General features: G+C 72.2%; 14 protein-coding genes. 8 read left to right on the forward strand and 6 right to left on the reverse strand.

Going from position 1 to position 16,949, the window contains the following annotated elements:
* The 3 genes from ACWD4G_RS44990 to ACWD4G_RS45000 form a co-directional block, all read right to left on the reverse strand.
* Positions 1–315 (reverse strand): biotin/lipoyl-containing protein (locus ACWD4G_RS44990; RefSeq protein WP_451304436.1); only part of this gene is annotated, 315 nt, incomplete at its 3' end.
* 61 nt (positions 316–376) lie between these two features.
* A complete protein-coding gene (gene lpdA / locus ACWD4G_RS44995) occupies positions 377–1,765 on the reverse strand; it encodes a dihydrolipoyl dehydrogenase (protein ID WP_451304438.1) in 1,389 nt (462 codons plus the stop codon).
* A 302-nt stretch (positions 1,766–2,067) separates the two neighbouring features.
* A complete protein-coding gene (locus tag ACWD4G_RS45000; protein ID WP_451304440.1) occupies positions 2,068–3,627 on the reverse strand; it encodes a leucyl aminopeptidase in 1,560 nt (519 codons plus the stop codon).
* Between the two features lie 671 nt (positions 3,628–4,298).
* On the opposite strand from ACWD4G_RS45000, the gene ACWD4G_RS45005 reads away from it, so the two are divergent.
* From ACWD4G_RS45005 to ACWD4G_RS45025, 5 genes are all read left to right on the forward strand, one after another.
* Complete coding sequence (locus ACWD4G_RS45005) at positions 4,299–6,323, forward strand: hypothetical protein (protein WP_451304442.1); 2,025 nt, start codon at positions 4,299–4,301, stop codon at positions 6,321–6,323.
* 120 nt (positions 6,324–6,443) lie between these two features.
* On the forward strand, positions 6,444–7,967 hold the full coding sequence (pelF, locus tag ACWD4G_RS45010) for a GT4 family glycosyltransferase PelF (RefSeq protein ID WP_451304444.1): 1,524 nt from the start codon (positions 6,444–6,446) through the stop codon (positions 7,965–7,967).
* Positions 7,964–9,700 carry a hypothetical protein gene (locus ACWD4G_RS45015; RefSeq protein WP_451304446.1) on the forward strand — a complete coding sequence of 579 codons (1,737 nt, stop codon included), beginning with the start codon at positions 7,964–7,966 and terminating at the stop codon, positions 9,698–9,700. Before pelF ends, ACWD4G_RS45015 begins: the two co-directional genes overlap by 4 nt.
* Positions 9,697–10,383: a spherulation-specific family 4 protein gene (locus ACWD4G_RS45020; RefSeq protein ID WP_451304448.1), complete on the forward strand. Its 687-nt coding sequence runs from the start codon at positions 9,697–9,699 to the stop codon at positions 10,381–10,383. The genes ACWD4G_RS45015 and ACWD4G_RS45020 overlap by 4 nt, the downstream gene beginning before the upstream one ends.
* Positions 10,380–11,204 (forward strand): endo alpha-1,4 polygalactosaminidase, encoded by an 825-nt coding sequence (locus ACWD4G_RS45025; RefSeq protein ID WP_451304450.1) that lies wholly within the window; start codon positions 10,380–10,382, stop codon positions 11,202–11,204. The genes ACWD4G_RS45020 and ACWD4G_RS45025 overlap by 4 nt, the downstream gene beginning before the upstream one ends.
* A gap of 27 nt (positions 11,205–11,231) precedes the next feature.
* Here ACWD4G_RS45025 and ACWD4G_RS45030 read toward each other — a convergent pair whose 3' ends face one another.
* Positions 11,232–12,050: an adenosylcobinamide-GDP ribazoletransferase gene (locus ACWD4G_RS45030; RefSeq protein WP_451304452.1), complete on the reverse strand. Its 819-nt coding sequence runs from the start codon at positions 12,048–12,050 to the stop codon at positions 11,232–11,234.
* 92 nt (positions 12,051–12,142) lie between these two features.
* On the opposite strand from ACWD4G_RS45030, the gene ACWD4G_RS45035 reads away from it, so the two are divergent.
* Positions 12,143–12,889: a hypothetical protein gene (locus ACWD4G_RS45035; RefSeq protein WP_451304454.1), complete on the forward strand. Its 747-nt coding sequence runs from the start codon at positions 12,143–12,145 to the stop codon at positions 12,887–12,889.
* Positions 12,890–13,026: 137 nt separating this feature from the next.
* Here the strand turns inward: ACWD4G_RS45035 and cobT are convergent, their stop codons facing one another.
* Positions 13,027–14,076 (reverse strand): nicotinate-nucleotide--dimethylbenzimidazole phosphoribosyltransferase, encoded by a 1,050-nt coding sequence (gene cobT, locus ACWD4G_RS45040; RefSeq protein ID WP_451304456.1) that lies wholly within the window; start codon positions 14,074–14,076, stop codon positions 13,027–13,029.
* 173 nt (positions 14,077–14,249) lie between these two features.
* Between cobT and ACWD4G_RS45045 the strand changes: the two genes are divergently transcribed.
* Positions 14,250–15,191 carry a class I SAM-dependent methyltransferase gene (locus ACWD4G_RS45045; protein WP_451304458.1) on the forward strand — a complete coding sequence of 314 codons (942 nt, stop codon included), beginning with the start codon at positions 14,250–14,252 and terminating at the stop codon, positions 15,189–15,191.
* On the opposite strand, the gene ACWD4G_RS45050 is transcribed toward ACWD4G_RS45045, so the two are convergent.
* Complete coding sequence (locus ACWD4G_RS45050) at positions 15,180–16,388, reverse strand: bifunctional adenosylcobinamide kinase/adenosylcobinamide-phosphate guanylyltransferase (RefSeq protein WP_451304460.1); 1,209 nt, start codon at positions 16,386–16,388, stop codon at positions 15,180–15,182. The genes ACWD4G_RS45045 and ACWD4G_RS45050 overlap by 12 nt on opposite strands.
* A 205-nt stretch (positions 16,389–16,593) precedes the next feature.
* Between ACWD4G_RS45050 and ACWD4G_RS45055 the strand changes: the two genes are divergently transcribed.
* Positions 16,594–16,806: a hypothetical protein gene (locus tag ACWD4G_RS45055; protein ID WP_451304462.1), complete on the forward strand. Its 213-nt coding sequence runs from the start codon at positions 16,594–16,596 to the stop codon at positions 16,804–16,806.
* Positions 16,807–16,949 lie beyond the last annotated feature (143 nt).

Genomic DNA, 16,949 nt, shown 5'->3' on the forward strand with positions numbered 1-16,949 from the left:
CTGCGCCCCGGCGGCCTCCGCGGCCGGAGCCGCAGCGGGCTCGGCGGCGGGGGCGGGCGCGGCAGCCGGCGCACCGGTGCCGTCGTCGATCACGGCCAGCTCGGCGCCGACCTCGACCGTCTCGTCCTCGGCGACCTTGATGGACGCGAGCACACCGGCGGCGGGGGAGGGGATCTCGGTGTCGACCTTGTCCGTCGACACCTCCAGCAGGGGCTCGTCGGCCTCGACGCGCTCACCCTCGGCCTTCAGCCAGCGGGTGACAGTGCCCTCGGTGACGCTCTCGCCGAGCGCCGGAAGGGTTACGGAAACCGCCATGGTTTCTGTTGCTCCTTACGAAATTGCGGAAGTCTGGATCGTCGCTTCGTCGACCGAGGGGTCAGTCGTGCGAGTGCAGCGGCTTGCCCGCGAGGGCCAGGTGGGCCTCGCCGAGCGCCTCGTTCTGCGTGGGGTGCGCGTGGATGAGCTGGGCGACCTCGGCGGGGAGGGCCTCCCAGTTGTAGATCAGCTGGGCCTCGCCGACCTGCTCGCCCATGCGGTCACCGACCATGTGGACGCCGACCACGGCACCGTCCTTGACCTGGACGAGCTTGATCTCGCCCGCGGTCTGGAGGATCTTGCTCTTGCCGTTGCCCGCGAGGTTGTACTTCAGAGCGACGACCTTGTCCGCGCCGTAGATCTCCTTGGCCTTGGCCTCGGTGATGCCCACGGAGGCGACCTCCGGGTGGCAGTACGTCACACGGGGGACACCGTCGTAGTCGATCGGGACCGTCTTCAGACCGGCCAGCCGCTCCGCCACCAGGATGCCCTCGGCGAAGCCGACGTGCGCGAGCTGGAGGGTCGGGACCAGGTCACCGACGGCGGAGATGGTCGGGACGTTCGTCCGCATGTACTCGTCGACGAGGACATAGCCGCGGTCCATGGCGACCCCGGCCTCCTCGTACCCGAGACCGGCGGACACGGGACCGCGGCCGACCGCCACCAGCAGGACCTCGGCCTCGAACTCCTTGCCGTCGGCGAGGGTGACCTTGACGCCGTCGGCGGTGTACTCGGCCTTCTGGAAGAAGGTGCCCAGGTTGAACTTGATGCCGCGCTTGCGGAAGGCGCGCTCAAGAAGCTTGGAGGAGTTCTCGTCCTCGACCGGGACGAGGTGCTTGAGGCCCTCGATGACGGTGACGTCGGCGCCGAAGGACTTCCACGCGGAGGCGAACTCCACGCCGATGACCCCGCCGCCCAGGATGATCGCGGACTGCGGCACGCGGTCCAGGACGAGGGCGTGGTCGGAGGAGATGATGCGGTTGCCGTCGATCTCCAGACCGGGCAGCGACTTCGGCACGGAGCCGGTCGCCAGCAGGACGTGGCGGCCCTGGATGCGCTGGCCGTTCACGTCGACGGAGGTGGGGGAGGACAGACGCCCCTCACCCTCGATGTACGTCACCTTGCGGGAGGCGACCAGACCCTGGAGACCCTTGTACAGGCCGGAGATCACACCGTCCTTGTACTTGTGGACCCCGGCGATGTCGATGCCCTCGAACGTGGCCTTCACACCGAACTGCTCGCTCTCGCGGGCCTGGTCGGCGATCTCGCCCGCGTGCAGCAGGGCCTTGGTGGGGATGCAACCCCGGTGCAGGCAGGTGCCGCCGACCTTGTCCTTCTCGATCAGGGCGACGTCCAGGCCCAGCTGAGCCCCGCGCAGGGCCGCGGCGTAACCACCGCTACCACCGCCGAGGATCACTAGGTCGAAAACGGTGCTGGCGTCGTTCGCCACGTCACGTCCTCCATGCATGTGCGCCTACGCCGGCACCTTTGTCCCGTACGGGGATGACCGGTCGGTCGGCTGGTGTCCGGCCGCTCTGTTTCGGCCCTTCGGTGGGGCCCTGTCCTGCCGAGCCCCATCTTCGCACTTGTCGAGAGAGAACGAGACGCCGGGCTGGGGTGTGAGACACCACACGCTCACTTGTCACAAAGGCCGACCGCAGCCGACCTGAAGGGGCGCGGGGAACTGCGCGAACAACCCCCACGCCCCGGCACTCGCCACACAGCGGATCGGACCGAGCTGTTAGGCGACCATCACCCCAGGTCACCCGAGGCAGCCAACTCCGCCAGCCGCACCAGAGTCCGCACGGCGCTCCCGGTGCCGCCCTTGGGCGTGTACCCGAAGGGCCCCGCCTCGTTGAACGCGGGCCCCGCGATGTCGAGGTGCGCCCACGTGACCCCCTCACCCACGAACTCCTTCAGGAACAACCCGGCGACGAGCCCGCCCCCGTACCGCTCCCCCATGTTCGCGATGTCGGCGGTCGGGGAGTCCATCCCCTTGCGCAGATGATCCGGCAGCGGCATCGGCCACGACGCCTCACCCACCGCCTCGGCGGCCTCATGCACCGCCGACCGGAACGCGTCGTCGTTGGCCATGATCCCGAACGTCCGGTTCCCCAGCGCCAGCATCATCGCGCCCGTCAGTGTCGCCACGTCCACCATCGCGTCCGGCTTCTCCTCCGACGCCTTGGCGAGCGCGTCGGCGAGCACCAGCCGCCCCTCGGCGTCGGTGTTGAGCACCTCGACGGTCTTGCCGCTGTACATCCGCAGGACGTCACCCGGCCGAGTGGCGGAGCCGGACGGCATGTTCTCGGCGAGGGCGAGCCACCCGGTGACATTGACCTCAAGCCCCAGCCGCGCGGCGGCGACGACGGCGGCGAACACGGCGGCGGCGCCGCTCATGTCGCACTTCATCGTCTCGTTGTGCCCGGCGGGCTTCAGCGAGATACCGCCCGAGTCGTAGGTGATGCCCTTGCCGATGAACGCGAGGTGCTTCTTCCCCTTGCCATGGGTGTACGACAGCTTCACCAGCCGGGGCGTCGACGCCGACCCGGCACCCACGCCGAGGATGCCGCCGTAGCCGCCCTTGGCCAGCGCCTTCTCGTCGAGGACCTCCACCTTGAGGCCGTGCTCCTTGGCGGCGGCCTGGGCGATCGCGGCGAACGCGGCCGGGTTCAGGTCGTTCGGCGGGGTGTTGATCAGGTCGCGGGCGCGGTTCAGCTCCTCCGACACGGCGATGGCGCGCTCGGCGGCGGCCTTGTGGGCGCGGTCGCGCGGCTTCGCGCCGAGCAGAGCCACCTCGGCGAGCGGCGCCTTGCCGTTCTTGCCCTTGGCGTCCTTGCCGGCGCCCTTCGCCTGACGGCCGTTCTCCTTGTACGTGTCGAAGGAGTACGCCCCGAGCAGCGCGCCCTCGGCGACGGCGCCCACGGCGTCGGCGTCGGCCAGCGGCAGCGCGAACGCGGCCTTCTTCGAACCGGCCAGCGCCCGGGCCGCGGCACCGGCGGCCCGGCGCAGCGCCTCGCCGCCGAACGAGCCGTCCTTGTCGGGCTCCGCTCCCAGGCCCACCGCCACCACGAGCGGGGCCTTGAAGCCGGACGGCGCGGGCAGCTTCGTCACCTCGCCCTCCGCGCCGGAGGCGCCGAGTGTCGTGAGGATGCCGGCCAGCTTGCCGTCGTACGCCTCGTCCACGGCCTCGGCGCCCGGCGTGACGACCAGGTCCCCCGACTTGGGTGCGGAGCCCTTCGCGACACCGACGACGATCGCGTCGGCGCGGAGGCCCGACACGGCGGCGGTGCTGAGAGTGAGAGCAGTCACGGTGGTGAAATCTCGCTTCCGATTGAGTTTCGGTGGCCGAACGGATAGGTCGACGTGCAGAGAACGAGCCTAGGCCCTGTTCGGCCCGCCGGACCTGGGGCGTGGGGGAGTTGCGTACCCCGTAGCCCCCACACCGTCCGCTCCGACCAGCGTCCCTGACTTTCACCCCCGACCACGCAGGGAGATCCCCATGACTTCGCCATAGGGTGATCCCTAGGGCCTGTCGTTTGGATCACGCCTGGGCCGCGGGGTGTGGCACGCACTCCCCCACTGCCTCAAGGGCGTGGGGGGACCCCCAGCGGCGTTGTCGTCAGTCGCCAACTCCCCCACGCTCGGCTTCTCCCCCACTCTCAGCTTCGTTCGAGCGGGAGGTGCCCCCACCACGGGAGGTACCCCCATCGCCCCGCTCACCGGCAGCATCGAGACGCCGCGGCCCGAAGCCGGCGTGATCCAAACGACAGGCCCTATCGCGCCTCCTGATTTCGATCACTCCTGCGGACGTTCACCCCTGTGTGGCCTCATGGTCACTTCTCGGCCCTCGCAACCCATGACCTGGGTCACACTCGTCCCTGATCCCGAAGTGATCAGCTCATCGGTTTGCATCATTTCCGTCATTTCCGCAGATCCGCCCGGGTTCGAGATCGGGGGAGCCTGGCGGGGGAGGGGCGTACATGGCCTACCACGCGCGCAGATGGAGGGACGCGGCCGCCGTCATGGCCGCCGCAGGACTGCTGACGGCGGGCCCGGGGGTGACACCCGGGGCGTCGGCGGCCCCCGCACCCCGCATCGATCTGAAGGTCCTGGTCGTCGACAACGGCGACAGCCCCGTCCAGGCCATCACCGCCGAGCTGAAGAGCAACGGCATCCCCTACACGAGGCTCGACCTCGACGACCCGGGCCGCCCGACCGTCGACGCCGCCTTCCTCAGCGACACTGTGGGCGGCACCCCCCGCGCCAGATACCAGGGCGTGGTGCTCCCCAACGAGGCCCCGTTCGGCGAGGGTTCGCCCGAGCAGAGCGCCCTGGAGAGCTACGAGCGGACGTACAGCATCCCCCAGGTCGACGCCTACACCTGGGCGCACCCCGGCGTCGGCCTCGACCACACCGGCGAGGGCGGCTACGCGGGCTCCCTCGACGGCCGTACCGCCGCCGTCACCGACGCCGGAAAGGCCGGCTTCTTCGGATACCTGGACGGCCCCGTCGCCTTCGAGGACAACTCCCCGGACGTATCGGAGAGCTACGCCTTCGTCGCCCGGCCCCGCCCGGGCTTCACCAGCTACGTCGACATCGAGGTGCCCGATGGCTCCGGCCGGGGCAGCCTGGTCGGCGAGTACGCGCACGACGGGCGCCGCGAGCTGGTCGTCACCTTCGCCCACAACCAGCACCAGCGGCAGTTCCGGGTGCTGGCCCGAGGCATCGTGGAGTGGCTCACGGACGGCGTCCATCTCGGCCGGAGCCGCAACTACTTCGCCCTCCACATCGACGACGTCTTCTCACCCGACAGCCGCTGGGACAGCGAACGCGACTGCACCCCCGGCAGCTTCGACTGCGGCGAGGAGACCTCCCCGATCCGGATGACCGCCGCCGACGCCGCGCACGCCAAGCAGTGGCAGCAGTCAAGCGGCCTCACCCTCGACATGGTCTACAACGGCGGCAGCGGCGAGGAGTGGAAGGAGCAGCACGGCGGTACCGACGCCCTCACCGACCGCCTGCTCGCCGACCGGGCCGCCTACCGCTGGATCAACCACACCTACACCCACCAGTACCTCGGCTGCCTCCAGGACACCTCGACCGTCCCCTGGAGCTGCGCCGAGAACGCCGACGGGACCACCCGCTACCTGAGCCGGGCCGAGATCTCCGCGCAGATCCGCGACAACCACGACTGGGCCCTCGCCCACGGACTCCCCGTCCAGCGCGGCGAGTTGGTGACCGGCGAGCACTCGGGCCTTAAGACCCTGCCCCAGCAGCCGGACGACAACCCGAACCTCGCCGGCGCGCTCGCCGACAACGGTGTCAGCTGGATCGCCTCCGACAACTCCCGCGAGCCCGACCAGCGTTCCGTGGGCCAGGCCCTGACCGTGCCGCGCCACCCGATGAACGTGTACTACAACGTGGGCACCGCCGAGGAGATGACCGACGAGTACAACTGGGTCTACACCTCGGCGGCCGACGGCGGCAGCGGCATCTGCGAGAACAGCGCGACCTCCACCTGCCTCGCCGCCCCGCTGGACCCGGCCACCGGCTACGCGTCGCACATCGTCCCGCAGGAGGCCCGTACCGCCCTCCTCCACGCCACCGGCAACGACCCGCGCCCGCACTACGCCCACCAGTCCAACCTGGCCGAGGACCGCCTGCTCTACCCCGTACTGGACCGCGTCCTCGCCGACTACCGCGCCCTCTACGCCGCCAACACCCCGCTGGAGAACCCCCGCCAGAGCGCGATCGGCACCGAACTCAAACGCCGATCCGCCTGGCAGACGGCCCTCGCCAACGGCACGGTCACCGCCTACCGCATCGGCAAAACGGTCACGATCAAGACCCCGCCCGGCACCCAGATCCCACTGACGGCCCCCGAGGGCACCACCCAGCAACAACCCCTGGGCACCACGGAGTTCGGCACCCCGTACGCGGGCGCCCGCTCGGCCTGGACGACACCCGAATCACCACAGCCGACGGTAAGCCTCAACTTGCCCTAGCCCCCGGCCTTTAAGGGGCGCGGGGAACTGCGCGACCAGCCCCCACCCACCCGCAGTCGGGTTCCGGGGCGCGGTCCCCCGCACATCATCCGCACATCAAAAAGGGGGACCCGCGCAGCCATGCGCAACGGCCACCACGTAACCTTGCTCACAGAAGGCACCTACCCCCACGTCCACGGCGGCGTCAGCACCTGGTGCGACCAAATCATCAGGGCGATGCCCGACACCCGCTTCCACGTCGTGTCCCTGACCGGCACCGGCCGCGAACCCGTGACCTGGGACCTCCCGCCCAACGTCCACCGCCACACCCGCGTACCGACCTGGGGCCCCCGCCCCGGCCGCCGGACACCCCCGTACGGCAGAGCCTTCCGCCGCTTCACCGACGCCTACGAGCGGCTGCTGCTCGCCTTCCTCGACCCCACCTCCGCCTGCGACTTCGGCGAGGCGCTGTACGAGCTGGCCGAACTCGCCCGCGCCGGACGGCTGTCGGCGGCCCTGCGCACCGAGTCCGCGCTGCGCTCGCTGATGTGGATCTGGACGCTGCCGCATCTGCCGACGGCCGCCGCAGGGCCCACCGTCCACGACGCCCTCACCGCCACCGACCTCCTCGAACACGCCCTGCGGCCACTCGGCGCCCGTCTCCCCGAGGACTGTGTGGCCCACGCGGTGAGCAACGGCCTCGCGGCCCTCCCCGCGCTCGCCGCCCGGGAGTTGGACGGTGTGCCCTTCCTCCTCACCGAGCACGGCATCTACCTCCGCGAGCGCTACCTCGGCGACCGCTCCGAAAGCCGCAGCTGGCCCGTGAAGGCGTTCATGCTGGGCTTCCACCGCGAACTGAACTCCCTCGGCTATCGCGCCGCCGACCTCATCACACCCTGCAACCAGTACAACCGCCGCTGGGAGGAGCGCGGCGGCGCCGACGCCGACAAGATCCGTACCGTCTACAACGGCGTGGACCCGGCGGCCTTCCCGCACGCCGGACCCGAACCCGACACCCCCACCCTCACCTGGTGCGGCCGTATCGACCCCATCAAGGACCTGGAGACCCTGCTCCACGCCTACGCCCTGGTCCGCGCCGAGATCCCGACCACCCGGCTGCGGCTGTTCGGCCCCGTACCGGCCGGCTGCGACGAGTACCGCACCGACCTGGAGAAACTCGCCGCCGAACTGGGCGTCGGCGACGGGCTGACCTTCGAGGGCCGCATCGACGAGGTGTGGCGTGCCTACGCCGCCGGGCATGTCGTGATGCTGTCGTCCATCTCCGAGGGCTTCCCGTTCTCCCTCATCGAGGCCATGTCCTGCGGGCGTACGACCGTCGCCACGGACGTCGGCGGGGTCCGCGAGGCCGTCGGCGACACCGGAATCGTCGTACCGCCCCGCGACCCGGAGCGCATGGCCGAGGCCGCGCTCGCGCTGCTGAGGGACGGCCGACGGCGGCTGGAACTCGGCGAGTCGGCCCGCCGGCGGGTCATCGACCGGTTCACGCTGCGCCGCTCGGTCGACGCCTTCCGCACGATCTACCGGGAACTCGCGGGCCGCGACGAGGTGGTCTACGAGCCCGCGCAGGAGACGGTCGGCGACTGGACCCTCGAACTGCGCGACCCCTGGTACCGGACCATGGCCACCGACGGGAGCGACTGGTGACCGACAGCCTCCGCCCACCCTCGACCCCACGCCACGAGGGTCCGCGTACGACACCGTGCACCGGAAGCGAAAGCCTCCGTACGGCCTCCGGCGCCACCGACGCCACCGAGGGAAGCCTCCGCGCCCGTCCGGCCGCCCGCCCCTCGGTGCCCCGGCCCAAGCCGCCCCGCTGGGCCAAGCCCGACCCCATCGACCAACTCGCCGACCGGCTCAGGGACTTCATCGCGGCGGCCGTCCACCCGGACGAGATCGCCGCCCTGCTGGAGTCCGACGGCCTGTCCGACGACCAGATCCGCGAACGGTACGGCTGCCGCAACTCCTTCGCGCTCGCCGAGGAGTTGTACGAACGCGTCGAGCGCGCCCACCCCGAACCGGCCGGCCCCGCCCCCGACCCCTGGCAGATCGGTCTGCTGGCCTGTGTGCTGCGCGGGGTCGTCTTCGCCCTGCCCGGCCTCGGCTACCTCCTCGCCGCACCCCTCCTCACCGGCCCGCACGACGCCTTCGGCCTGCCCGCCGGAACGGTCCCGCTGCTCGCCGGCGCCCTCACCGGCTGGACCTGGAACCAGGGCCTCGCCCACCGCGCGTACACCTGGCTGGGCCTCGGCGACCGCGCCGCCGCCCGCCGCTGTCTGCTGCTCGGCGCCCCGGTCGGCGCGCTGCTGGGCTCGGCGACCGCGTTCCTCGCGGCGGGCGCCACCCCGTCCGGCGCCGTCGCGCTGGCCGTGGGCCAGTCCTGCTACCTCGCCGCCGCGACCGTCCTGCTGGTCATGGGCCGCGAACGCCTCCTGCTGTACGCCCTGCTGCCGATGGCGGCGGGCGGACTCTTCGCCGAGGTCGAGCACGTCCACGGCTGGACGCGACTGGTGCTGCTGGCCGGGTCCCTGGCCGTGGTCACCGTCCTCGCGGCACGTGAAGTGGCCCCGGCCGTCGGGGAGTCGAGCCGCGTCGGCGCCGTACGGACACCTCGCGGCGATCACGCCGAGCGGGCACCGGACGCGGGCGGCGTACGGACACCGGGCGTCGGACGGACACCGGGCGTCGGCGGCGCCGTACCGAAGCCGGGCTCCGGCGAGCGGCCGGCCGCCCGGCTCGCCACGCTGCTGTCCCTCCGCGCTCCCGGCGCCAGCCCGGAGCGGCCCACCGCACCCCCGCTCGCGGCCTCCCTCCCGTACGGGCTCTTCGGCTTCGGCACCGGTGCCCTCGTGATGTTCGCGACCTTCCGGGGGCTCATCCCGCACGCCGAGCACAGCACGGTCGCGGCCCCGGCGGCCGTGGCGCTCACGCTCAGCATGGGCCCCGCCGAATGGCTGCTGTACCGCTTCCGGGGCGGCGGTCTCGCCGGGCTCCGCGCCAGCAGCACCCCGGGCGCCTTCCGCCGGGCCACCGCCGTGACCCTGGTCCAGTGCCTCGCCGGATACCTCGCCTCCCTCCTCGTCCTGGCCCACGGCACCGCCGAGTTGTGGCCGCACGCCCCCGGCCTCGACAGCTTCCACCTCACCGGTCTGCTCCTCCTCGGTGTCGTGCTGTGGACCGGGCTGCTGCTCCAGTCCTACGGCGCCGTACGCGGTACGGCCGTCGTCTGCTGCGGTGCCGCCCTCGTCCAGACCACGGCGCTGGCGACCCACGCGGACGGCGGCTCCCACGAGTTCGGCCTGACCGTCTACGCCGTGACGGCCGTGCTCCAGATCGGCCTGGTCTGCGGTCTGCTGGGAAGGGTGACGGCACACCGGTGACGACACCGACCGGCAGGACCCGCCCCCTCCTCGTGCCCTACTACGAGCACCCCTCGGTCCGTCCCGCCGAATGGGACGCCCTGGTCGCCGCCGCCCCCCGCCTCTACGGCGTCGTCCTCAACCCGGCCTGCGGCCCCGGCGACACCCCCGACCCGGCCTTCCTCCAGATCAGCGGCCGACTGCGGACGGCGGGCGTACGGGTGCTCGGCTATGTCGACACCGCGTACGGCCGCCGGGCCGTCCCGGATGTCGTACGCGATCTGACCAGACATCGCGCCTGGTACCGGGCCGACGGCGCCTTCCTCGACCAAGTGGCCGCCGGAATGGACGAGTTCGACTACTACCGGCGGCTCGCGACGGCCGTCTGGGGAGCGGGCGCGGGCCCCCGCTCCACCCTCGCCCTCAACCACGGCACCCCGCCCCACCCCGCCTACGCCCGCATCGCCGACCTCGTCGTCACCTTCGAGGGCACCTGGGAGAACTACCGTGAATGCCGCCTCCCGCCATGGCCCGGCGGCAGCGGCGGACTCGGCACCCAGGTCTGCCACCTCGTGTACGGGGCACCGCCGGACGCCGACGTCGGGGCCCTCGCCCGAGCCCGGGGAGCGGCCGTGCACTGCGCGGTACCCGGCGTGGGAGATCATCCGTGGGGTACGTTCCCCCACGCCCTGGAGCCCCGATGAACCGCGCCCTCGCCCGCAGCGCCCTGCTGACCGCCCTCCTGCTGATCGCGGGCTGCGGCACGGCATCCGACGACAAGCCGGAGAGCAAGGAGAGCAAGGAGAGCCAAGAGACGGATGTGGACGGCCGCTGGCGGCCCCGGCCCGGGCTGGACTGGCAGTGGCAGCTCAGAGGCACGGTCGACACCTCCGTCGACGTCCCCGTCTACGACGTCGACGGCTTCGACGTATCGGCCGACACCGTCGACGCGCTCCACGACGACGGCCGCAAGGTCATCTGCTATCTCTCCACCGGCGCCTTCGAGGACTGGCGCCCCGACGCCGACGACTTCCCGAAGTCGGTGATAGGCGAGAGCAACGGCTGGGACGGCGAACGCTGGCTGGACATCCGCGCACTCGATGTCCTCGAACCCCTGATGGCCGCCCGTCTCGACATGTGCGAGGAGAAGGGCTTCGACGCCGTCGAGCCCGACAACATGGACGGCTACCGCAACGAGACCGGCTTCCCGATCAAGGCCGCCGACCAGCTCCGCTACAACCGCCTCATCGCCCGCCTCGCCCATGACCGGGGGATGGCCGTGGGCCTGAAGAACGACCTCGACCAGATCCCGGCCCTGGTCGACGACTTCGACTTCGCCGTCAACGAGCAGTGCGCGCAGTTCGACGAGTGCGACGCGATGACCCCGTTCATCGACGCCGACAAGGCCGTCTTCCACGTCGAGTACGAGCTGAAGACCTCGGAGTTCTGCCCGGAGGTCCGGGAGCTGGGGTTCAGCTCGATGCTGAAGAAGTACGAGCTGGAGGCATGGCGGGAGGCCTGCTGACTTCCCTGTCGGCCTTCCCGCCGACTTTCACGAACCGAACGTCAGCATGATCAGCGCGGTGGCCGCCGCCGTCTCCGCAAGGGCCCCGAACACATCGCCCGTCACCCCGCCGAAGCGGCGCACACAGTGGTTCAGGAGGAGTTCGGCGACGGCGAGGGAGGCGAGGACCGTGAGGGCGGGGCGTACGTCGTACACGCCGGCGAACGCCCCCGCGCCGGCCGCCACCACCGTGACCGCGACCACGGCGAGCACCGCTCCCCGCACCGGGACGACCCCCGCCACCGCCGCCCCCAGCCCCTCCGGCCGCGCGGCGGGCACCCCCGTACGGGCGGCCAGGGTCAGCGCCAGCCGGGCGGCGGTCGCCGAGACGACCACGGCCACCGCACTCCGCGCCCACGAGCCGCCGTACAGCTCCGCCAGCGCCGCCACCTGGGCCAGCAGTACGAAGACGAGCGTGATCACCCCGAACGGCCCGATGTCCGACTGCTTCATGATCCGCAAGGCGTCCTCGGCGGGCTTGCCGCTGCCGAGGCCGTCGGCGGTGTCGGCGAGGCCGTCGAGGTGGAGGCCACGGGTGAGGACGGCCGGTACGGCGACGGAGGCGACGGCGGCGAGCAGCGGGCCCGCGCCCAGGAGCAGCAGCAGACCGCCGAACGCGGCCGAGGAGAGGCCGACCGCCAGCCCGGCCACGGGCGCGCACTGCATTCCGACGCGGGCCGCGTCACGGTCCCAGCGGTCCACCCGGACGGGCAGCGCGGTGAGGGTGCCGAAGGCGAAACGGAGACCGTCGGAGAGGGTCGGCTCGGAGGCGGAGGGCGTCGGTTCGGAGGCGGAGGGCGTGGACACCGGCGCAGGTTACCCGGCGAACGGGGAGCGCGACGTACCCGAACGGCAGCCGTGGACAAGGCGGAAGGGGCATACCCGAATAAGGTGCGCGTATGGGCCACTGGTGGGAGCGGAACATCGTCGAGCCGGGCAAGCTGCCGTTGCTCGTCGCCCTCGCCGCGTTCGTCGTGACCTTCCTGGTCACCCGGATGATCACCCGGCTCATCCGGGCGGGCAAGGGACCGTTCCGCAACGTCAGCGGCGCCGGCGGGGTGCATATCCACCATGTGGTCCCCGGAGTCCTCCTCACCGTCGCCGGCGGCTTCGGCTCGGTGGCGAGCGACGGGCACGGGTTCGGGGCGCTGATCGCCGCCCTGCTCTTCGGGATGGGCATCGGACTGGTGCTGGACGAGTTCGCGCTGATCCTGCACCTCGACGACGTGTACTGGTCGGAGGAGGGCCGCAAGAGCGTCGAGGTGGTGGCCGTGACGGCGGCCCTGGTCGTCCTGATGCTGGGCGGCTTCCTGCCCTTCGGCGTCAACGACCTCAGCGAGGAGGAACGCCAGGACCGAGGCGCCGCCATCCTCACCATCGGGGCGAACTTCCTGATCGCCCTGATCGCCCTCGGCAAGGGCAAGGCGCGGATGGCGCTCTTCGGGGTGATCATCCCGTTCATCGCCGTCATCGGCGCGATCCGGCTGGCCCGCCCCACCTCGGCCTGGGCCCGCCGCTTCTACCGCCGCCGCCCGCGCGCCCGAGCCAAGTCCTGGCTACGGGCCTACCACCACGACCGCCGCTGGCTCGGCCCGAGCCGCCGCTTCCAGAACTGGATCGGGGGCACCCCCGACGGGCCGGGTTGAGCGAGGCTTTCGGCTGCACACGGGGGTGCGGGCCGATGAAAATCGGGGCGCAGCCCCTGCTTTTCAGGGGCGCGGGGAACTGCGCGACCAGCCCCCACTCACCCGCACTCGCCCACCAACCCACTCCCCCCGAGCTATTAGGCGCTCTTCTCAGGAAGTTCGGCGGCCAAGGCCGCCGCAGCTTGCACCAGCGGCAACGCCAGCAACGCCCCCGCCCCCTCCCCGACCTTCACCCCATGGTCGAGCAGCGGCTCGATCGCCATCCGGTCCAGCGCCTTGGCCTGCGCCGGCTCCCCACTGCTCTGCCCGGCCAGCCACCAGTCCGGCGCCCGGAAGGCGACCCGCTGGGCCACGAGCGCACAGGCCGCCGACACGACCCCGTCGAGGATCACCGGCATCTTCCGCACCGCACTCTGCAGCAGGAACCCGGTCATGGCCGCGAGATCCGCCCCACCCACGGTCGCCAGCAACGTCAGCTGGTCCCCGAGCACCGGCCGGGCCCGCCGCAGGGCGTCCCGTACGGCGGCACACTTGCGCATCCACGCGAGATCGTCGATGGCCCGCCCACCCCGCCCAGTCACGACGGACGCGTCGGTCCCGCACAACCCGGCGACGAGCACGGCCGCCGCGGTGGTCCCCCCGACGCTCACATCACCGAGTACGACGAGATCGGTCCCGGAGTCGGCCTCCTCGTCCGCGAGCGCGACCCCGACGCGGAACGCGGCCTCCGCCTCCTCCGCCGTCATCGCGTCCTCGACGTCGATCCGCCCGGAACCGCGCCGCACCCGATGCCGTACGACCTCCTCGGGCAGCGAGTCCGGGTCGCAGTCGAGTGCGAGGTCGACCACGCGGACGGGTACGTCGAGTCGCCGGGCCAGCACGGACACCGGGCTGCTTCCGTCGAGCACGGCCCGCACCAGCTGGTCGGCGGTACCGGCATCCCGCGCCGACACGCCGAGTTCGGCGACACCGTGGTCGCCCGCGAACAGCAGCACGCGGGGCCGGCCGATCGGCCGCACCGGCACCGCCGACTGCGCCGCCGCCAGCCACTCACCCAGGTCGTCGAGGCGGCCCAGCGCCCCGGGCGGCACGATCTGCCGCTCCCGCCGCGCCTCGGCGTCGCGGCGCACCCCGCCGTCGGGGCGCTCGATCAGATCGGTGAAGTCGTCGAGATTAAGCGAGCTCATTCGCCGAACAGTACCGGCAGCGCTCGAACGCGACCGCGCCACACCATGTCCCCGCCGCGTGCACCTCCTTCACCGCGCCACCGGCACGTCATTGCACCCGGGACCGAGATCGCTTACGTACCTTTTTGAGGCGAATATTCACCTCTGCTCCACGCGCTCTCACGGGAGACGTCATGCCGCCCTCGCCCTCCCCTTCCCCCGCGCCCTCCCCGAGGCCGGGCCCCGGCCGACTCGCCCCGGGCGCCGATCCCTTCCATGAGCCGCGCCGGGACGACTGCCCCTGGTGCGGCTCACGGGAGTTGCGTACGCGGGCGCGTGCGCCGGAGGGAGCGCGGCGTACTCCGGGCACATTCGTGGTGGACGAATGCCTGGACTGCTTCCACACCTTCCAGAACCCCCGGCTCACCCCGGACGGTCTGCTCCTGCGCCACCACCGGCAGCCCACCGAGGGCGGCCACGTCCCCGTCGGCCTGACCGCCCGACTGCGCCGCCGGCGCCACCGCTTGGCCGCCCGCGCCCTGCTCCCGTACCCCGAGCCGGAGAGCTGGCTGGACGTGGGCACCGGCCACGGCTACTTCGCGGAGGCCGCGCGGGCCGTACACCCGTACACCGCCTTCGACGGCCTCGACCCCACCCCGCGCGTCGAACGGGCCCGCGACGAGGGCCGCATCGACGAGGCGTACCGGGGCCGGCTCACCGACCCGGAGATCACCACACTGCTGCGCGCCCGCTACGACGTGATCAGCATGTTCCACCATCTGGAACACACCGCCGACCCCCGCGTGGAACTCCGCGCCGCCCACACGGTCCTGCGCCCCGGCGGCCATCTCCTCCTCGAAGTCCCGGACCCCGCAGGCCCGTTCGGCACGCTCCCGGTCGGCGGCCGCCGCCCCTGGAGACCGTACGACCGCCCGTGCCCCCTTCACCTGATGCCCCTGCGCAACCTGCTCGCCGAACTCGAAAGGGCGGGCTACGAGATCCTCACCACCCGCTCCCGCGCCCTTCTCCCACCCCGCGTGCACCGCATCCTCGCGCGCCGATCACCACTCCCACCCGCCCCCGCCACCCTTCAGGCGCCCGCCACGCGGCGGCCTCCCGGCGCCTCAACTCCGTAGCGGCAGGGCCTGTCCGGCCACCACCAGCAGCACGTGTTCGCACTCCGCCGCGAACGCCGCGTTCAGCCGCCCGAGTTCATCGCGATAGCGGCGGCCCGAGGCGGTCGCGGGCACGATCCCGGAGCCCACCTCGTTGGAGACGGCGACGACGGTACGACGGGTGTGCCGTACGGCGTCGGCCAGTTCGGCCACCCGCGCCCGCAGCGCACGCTCCCCGCCGCCCGCCCACTCGGCGTCGTCCCAGGCCCCCACGGAATCCATCACATCGGTCAGCCACAGCGACAGACAGTCGATGAGCAGCGGGGCCCCGTCGTCGTCCTTCAGCAGCGGTACGAGGTCGCAGGTCTCGGTGGTACGCCAGGACCCCGGCCGCCGCTCCCGATGCGCCGCCACCCGCGCCGCCCACTCGGTGTCCCCGCCCCGCAGCCCACCCGTGGCCACGTACAGCACATTCGGAAACGCCTCCAGCCGCCGCTCGGCCTCGACGGACTTCCCCGACCGGGCCCCGCCGAGCACAAGCGTCCGCCGGGGCACATCGGGCACGTCCTCGTACACCCCCACGGTCAGCGTCGTCCCGTCCGGAACCGCCCTCGCCCCCACCGCGGCGAGCCGCCGCGCCAACTCCCCGCCCGAGGGCACGTCGTGATCGACGTGTACGGCGATGACATCGGTGGTGGCCCCCACGGCTCCCACGGCCCGCAACCGCGCCAGAGCGTCGGGCCGCCCCGACACATCGAGCAGCACCATGTCGTACGACTCGCCGCCCTCCTGTTCCCCGACCCCCGCAGGGGCGCCCCCGGGCGGCAGATACAGCACCCGCTGCCCACCCGGCCCGGTCACCGCGTACCCCGTCCCCGGCGAGTCCAGGGCCAGCGCCCGCACCCGGTGCCCGGTGAGCAGCGCCAACTCCCGCCCGTCCGGCACCCGCCCCGGCTGCGGCAGCCCCGCCGGCACCTCCAGGGCGGGCCCGTCGTGCGGATGGGAGAGCAGCACCTGCCGTACGCCGCTCAGCGAGCGCCCGGCGCGCGCGGCGGCCAGGGCGGCGCCGGGCGTGAGGTCCAGCAACAACGAGCCGTCCACGAGCAGCGCGGTCGCCCCGCGCGCGGCGGCGCCGAGCGCGGTCGCGCACACCGCGCAGGGACAGTCGGGGCGGGGGAGTCCCGCCGGGGCACCGGTGCCGAGCAGAGTGAGTTCCACACCCCGATTTTCCCGCGTCGCCGCCCCCACCCGCAGGTCTTGCGCACCCGACGGAGCCGCCGAACGGAACGAGCCGCAGGGGCCTGTCGACCCCCGCTGACTCTCCGCGTCCGGGACATGATCCCCCGTAAGGGCCTAGGCTCTGGTCGACCGGATCTTGCTCGGCGCTGTGTGCGGCGCCGGGCCGGTACCTACGGAGGCTCACATGGCGGCATGGACGTGGCGTTTCGAGAAGGCCGACGGGACGGAGGTCCAGCCCGTGGTCCAGCCCGAGGAGTTCACGACCCAGGGAGACGCCGAGTCATGGATCGGCGAAAACTGGAAGGCCCTGCTGGAGGGCGGCGCCGAACAGGTCCGCCTCTACGAGGACACGACGGAAATCTACGGCCCGATGAGCCTGACAGCCGCCGACGCCTGACGGTGCCCCCGGCGGAGAGCTCGGACGGCGCGGTATCCGGGCGACCGCGGGTGGGTGGGGGTCGCTCGCGCAGTTCCCCGCGCCCCTGAAAAGGCGGGGCGCAGCCCCAAGCCTTTAGGGGCGCGGGGCTGTGACATTTGCGG

The sequence above is a fragment of the Streptomyces sp. NPDC002643 genome, assembly GCF_053592555.1.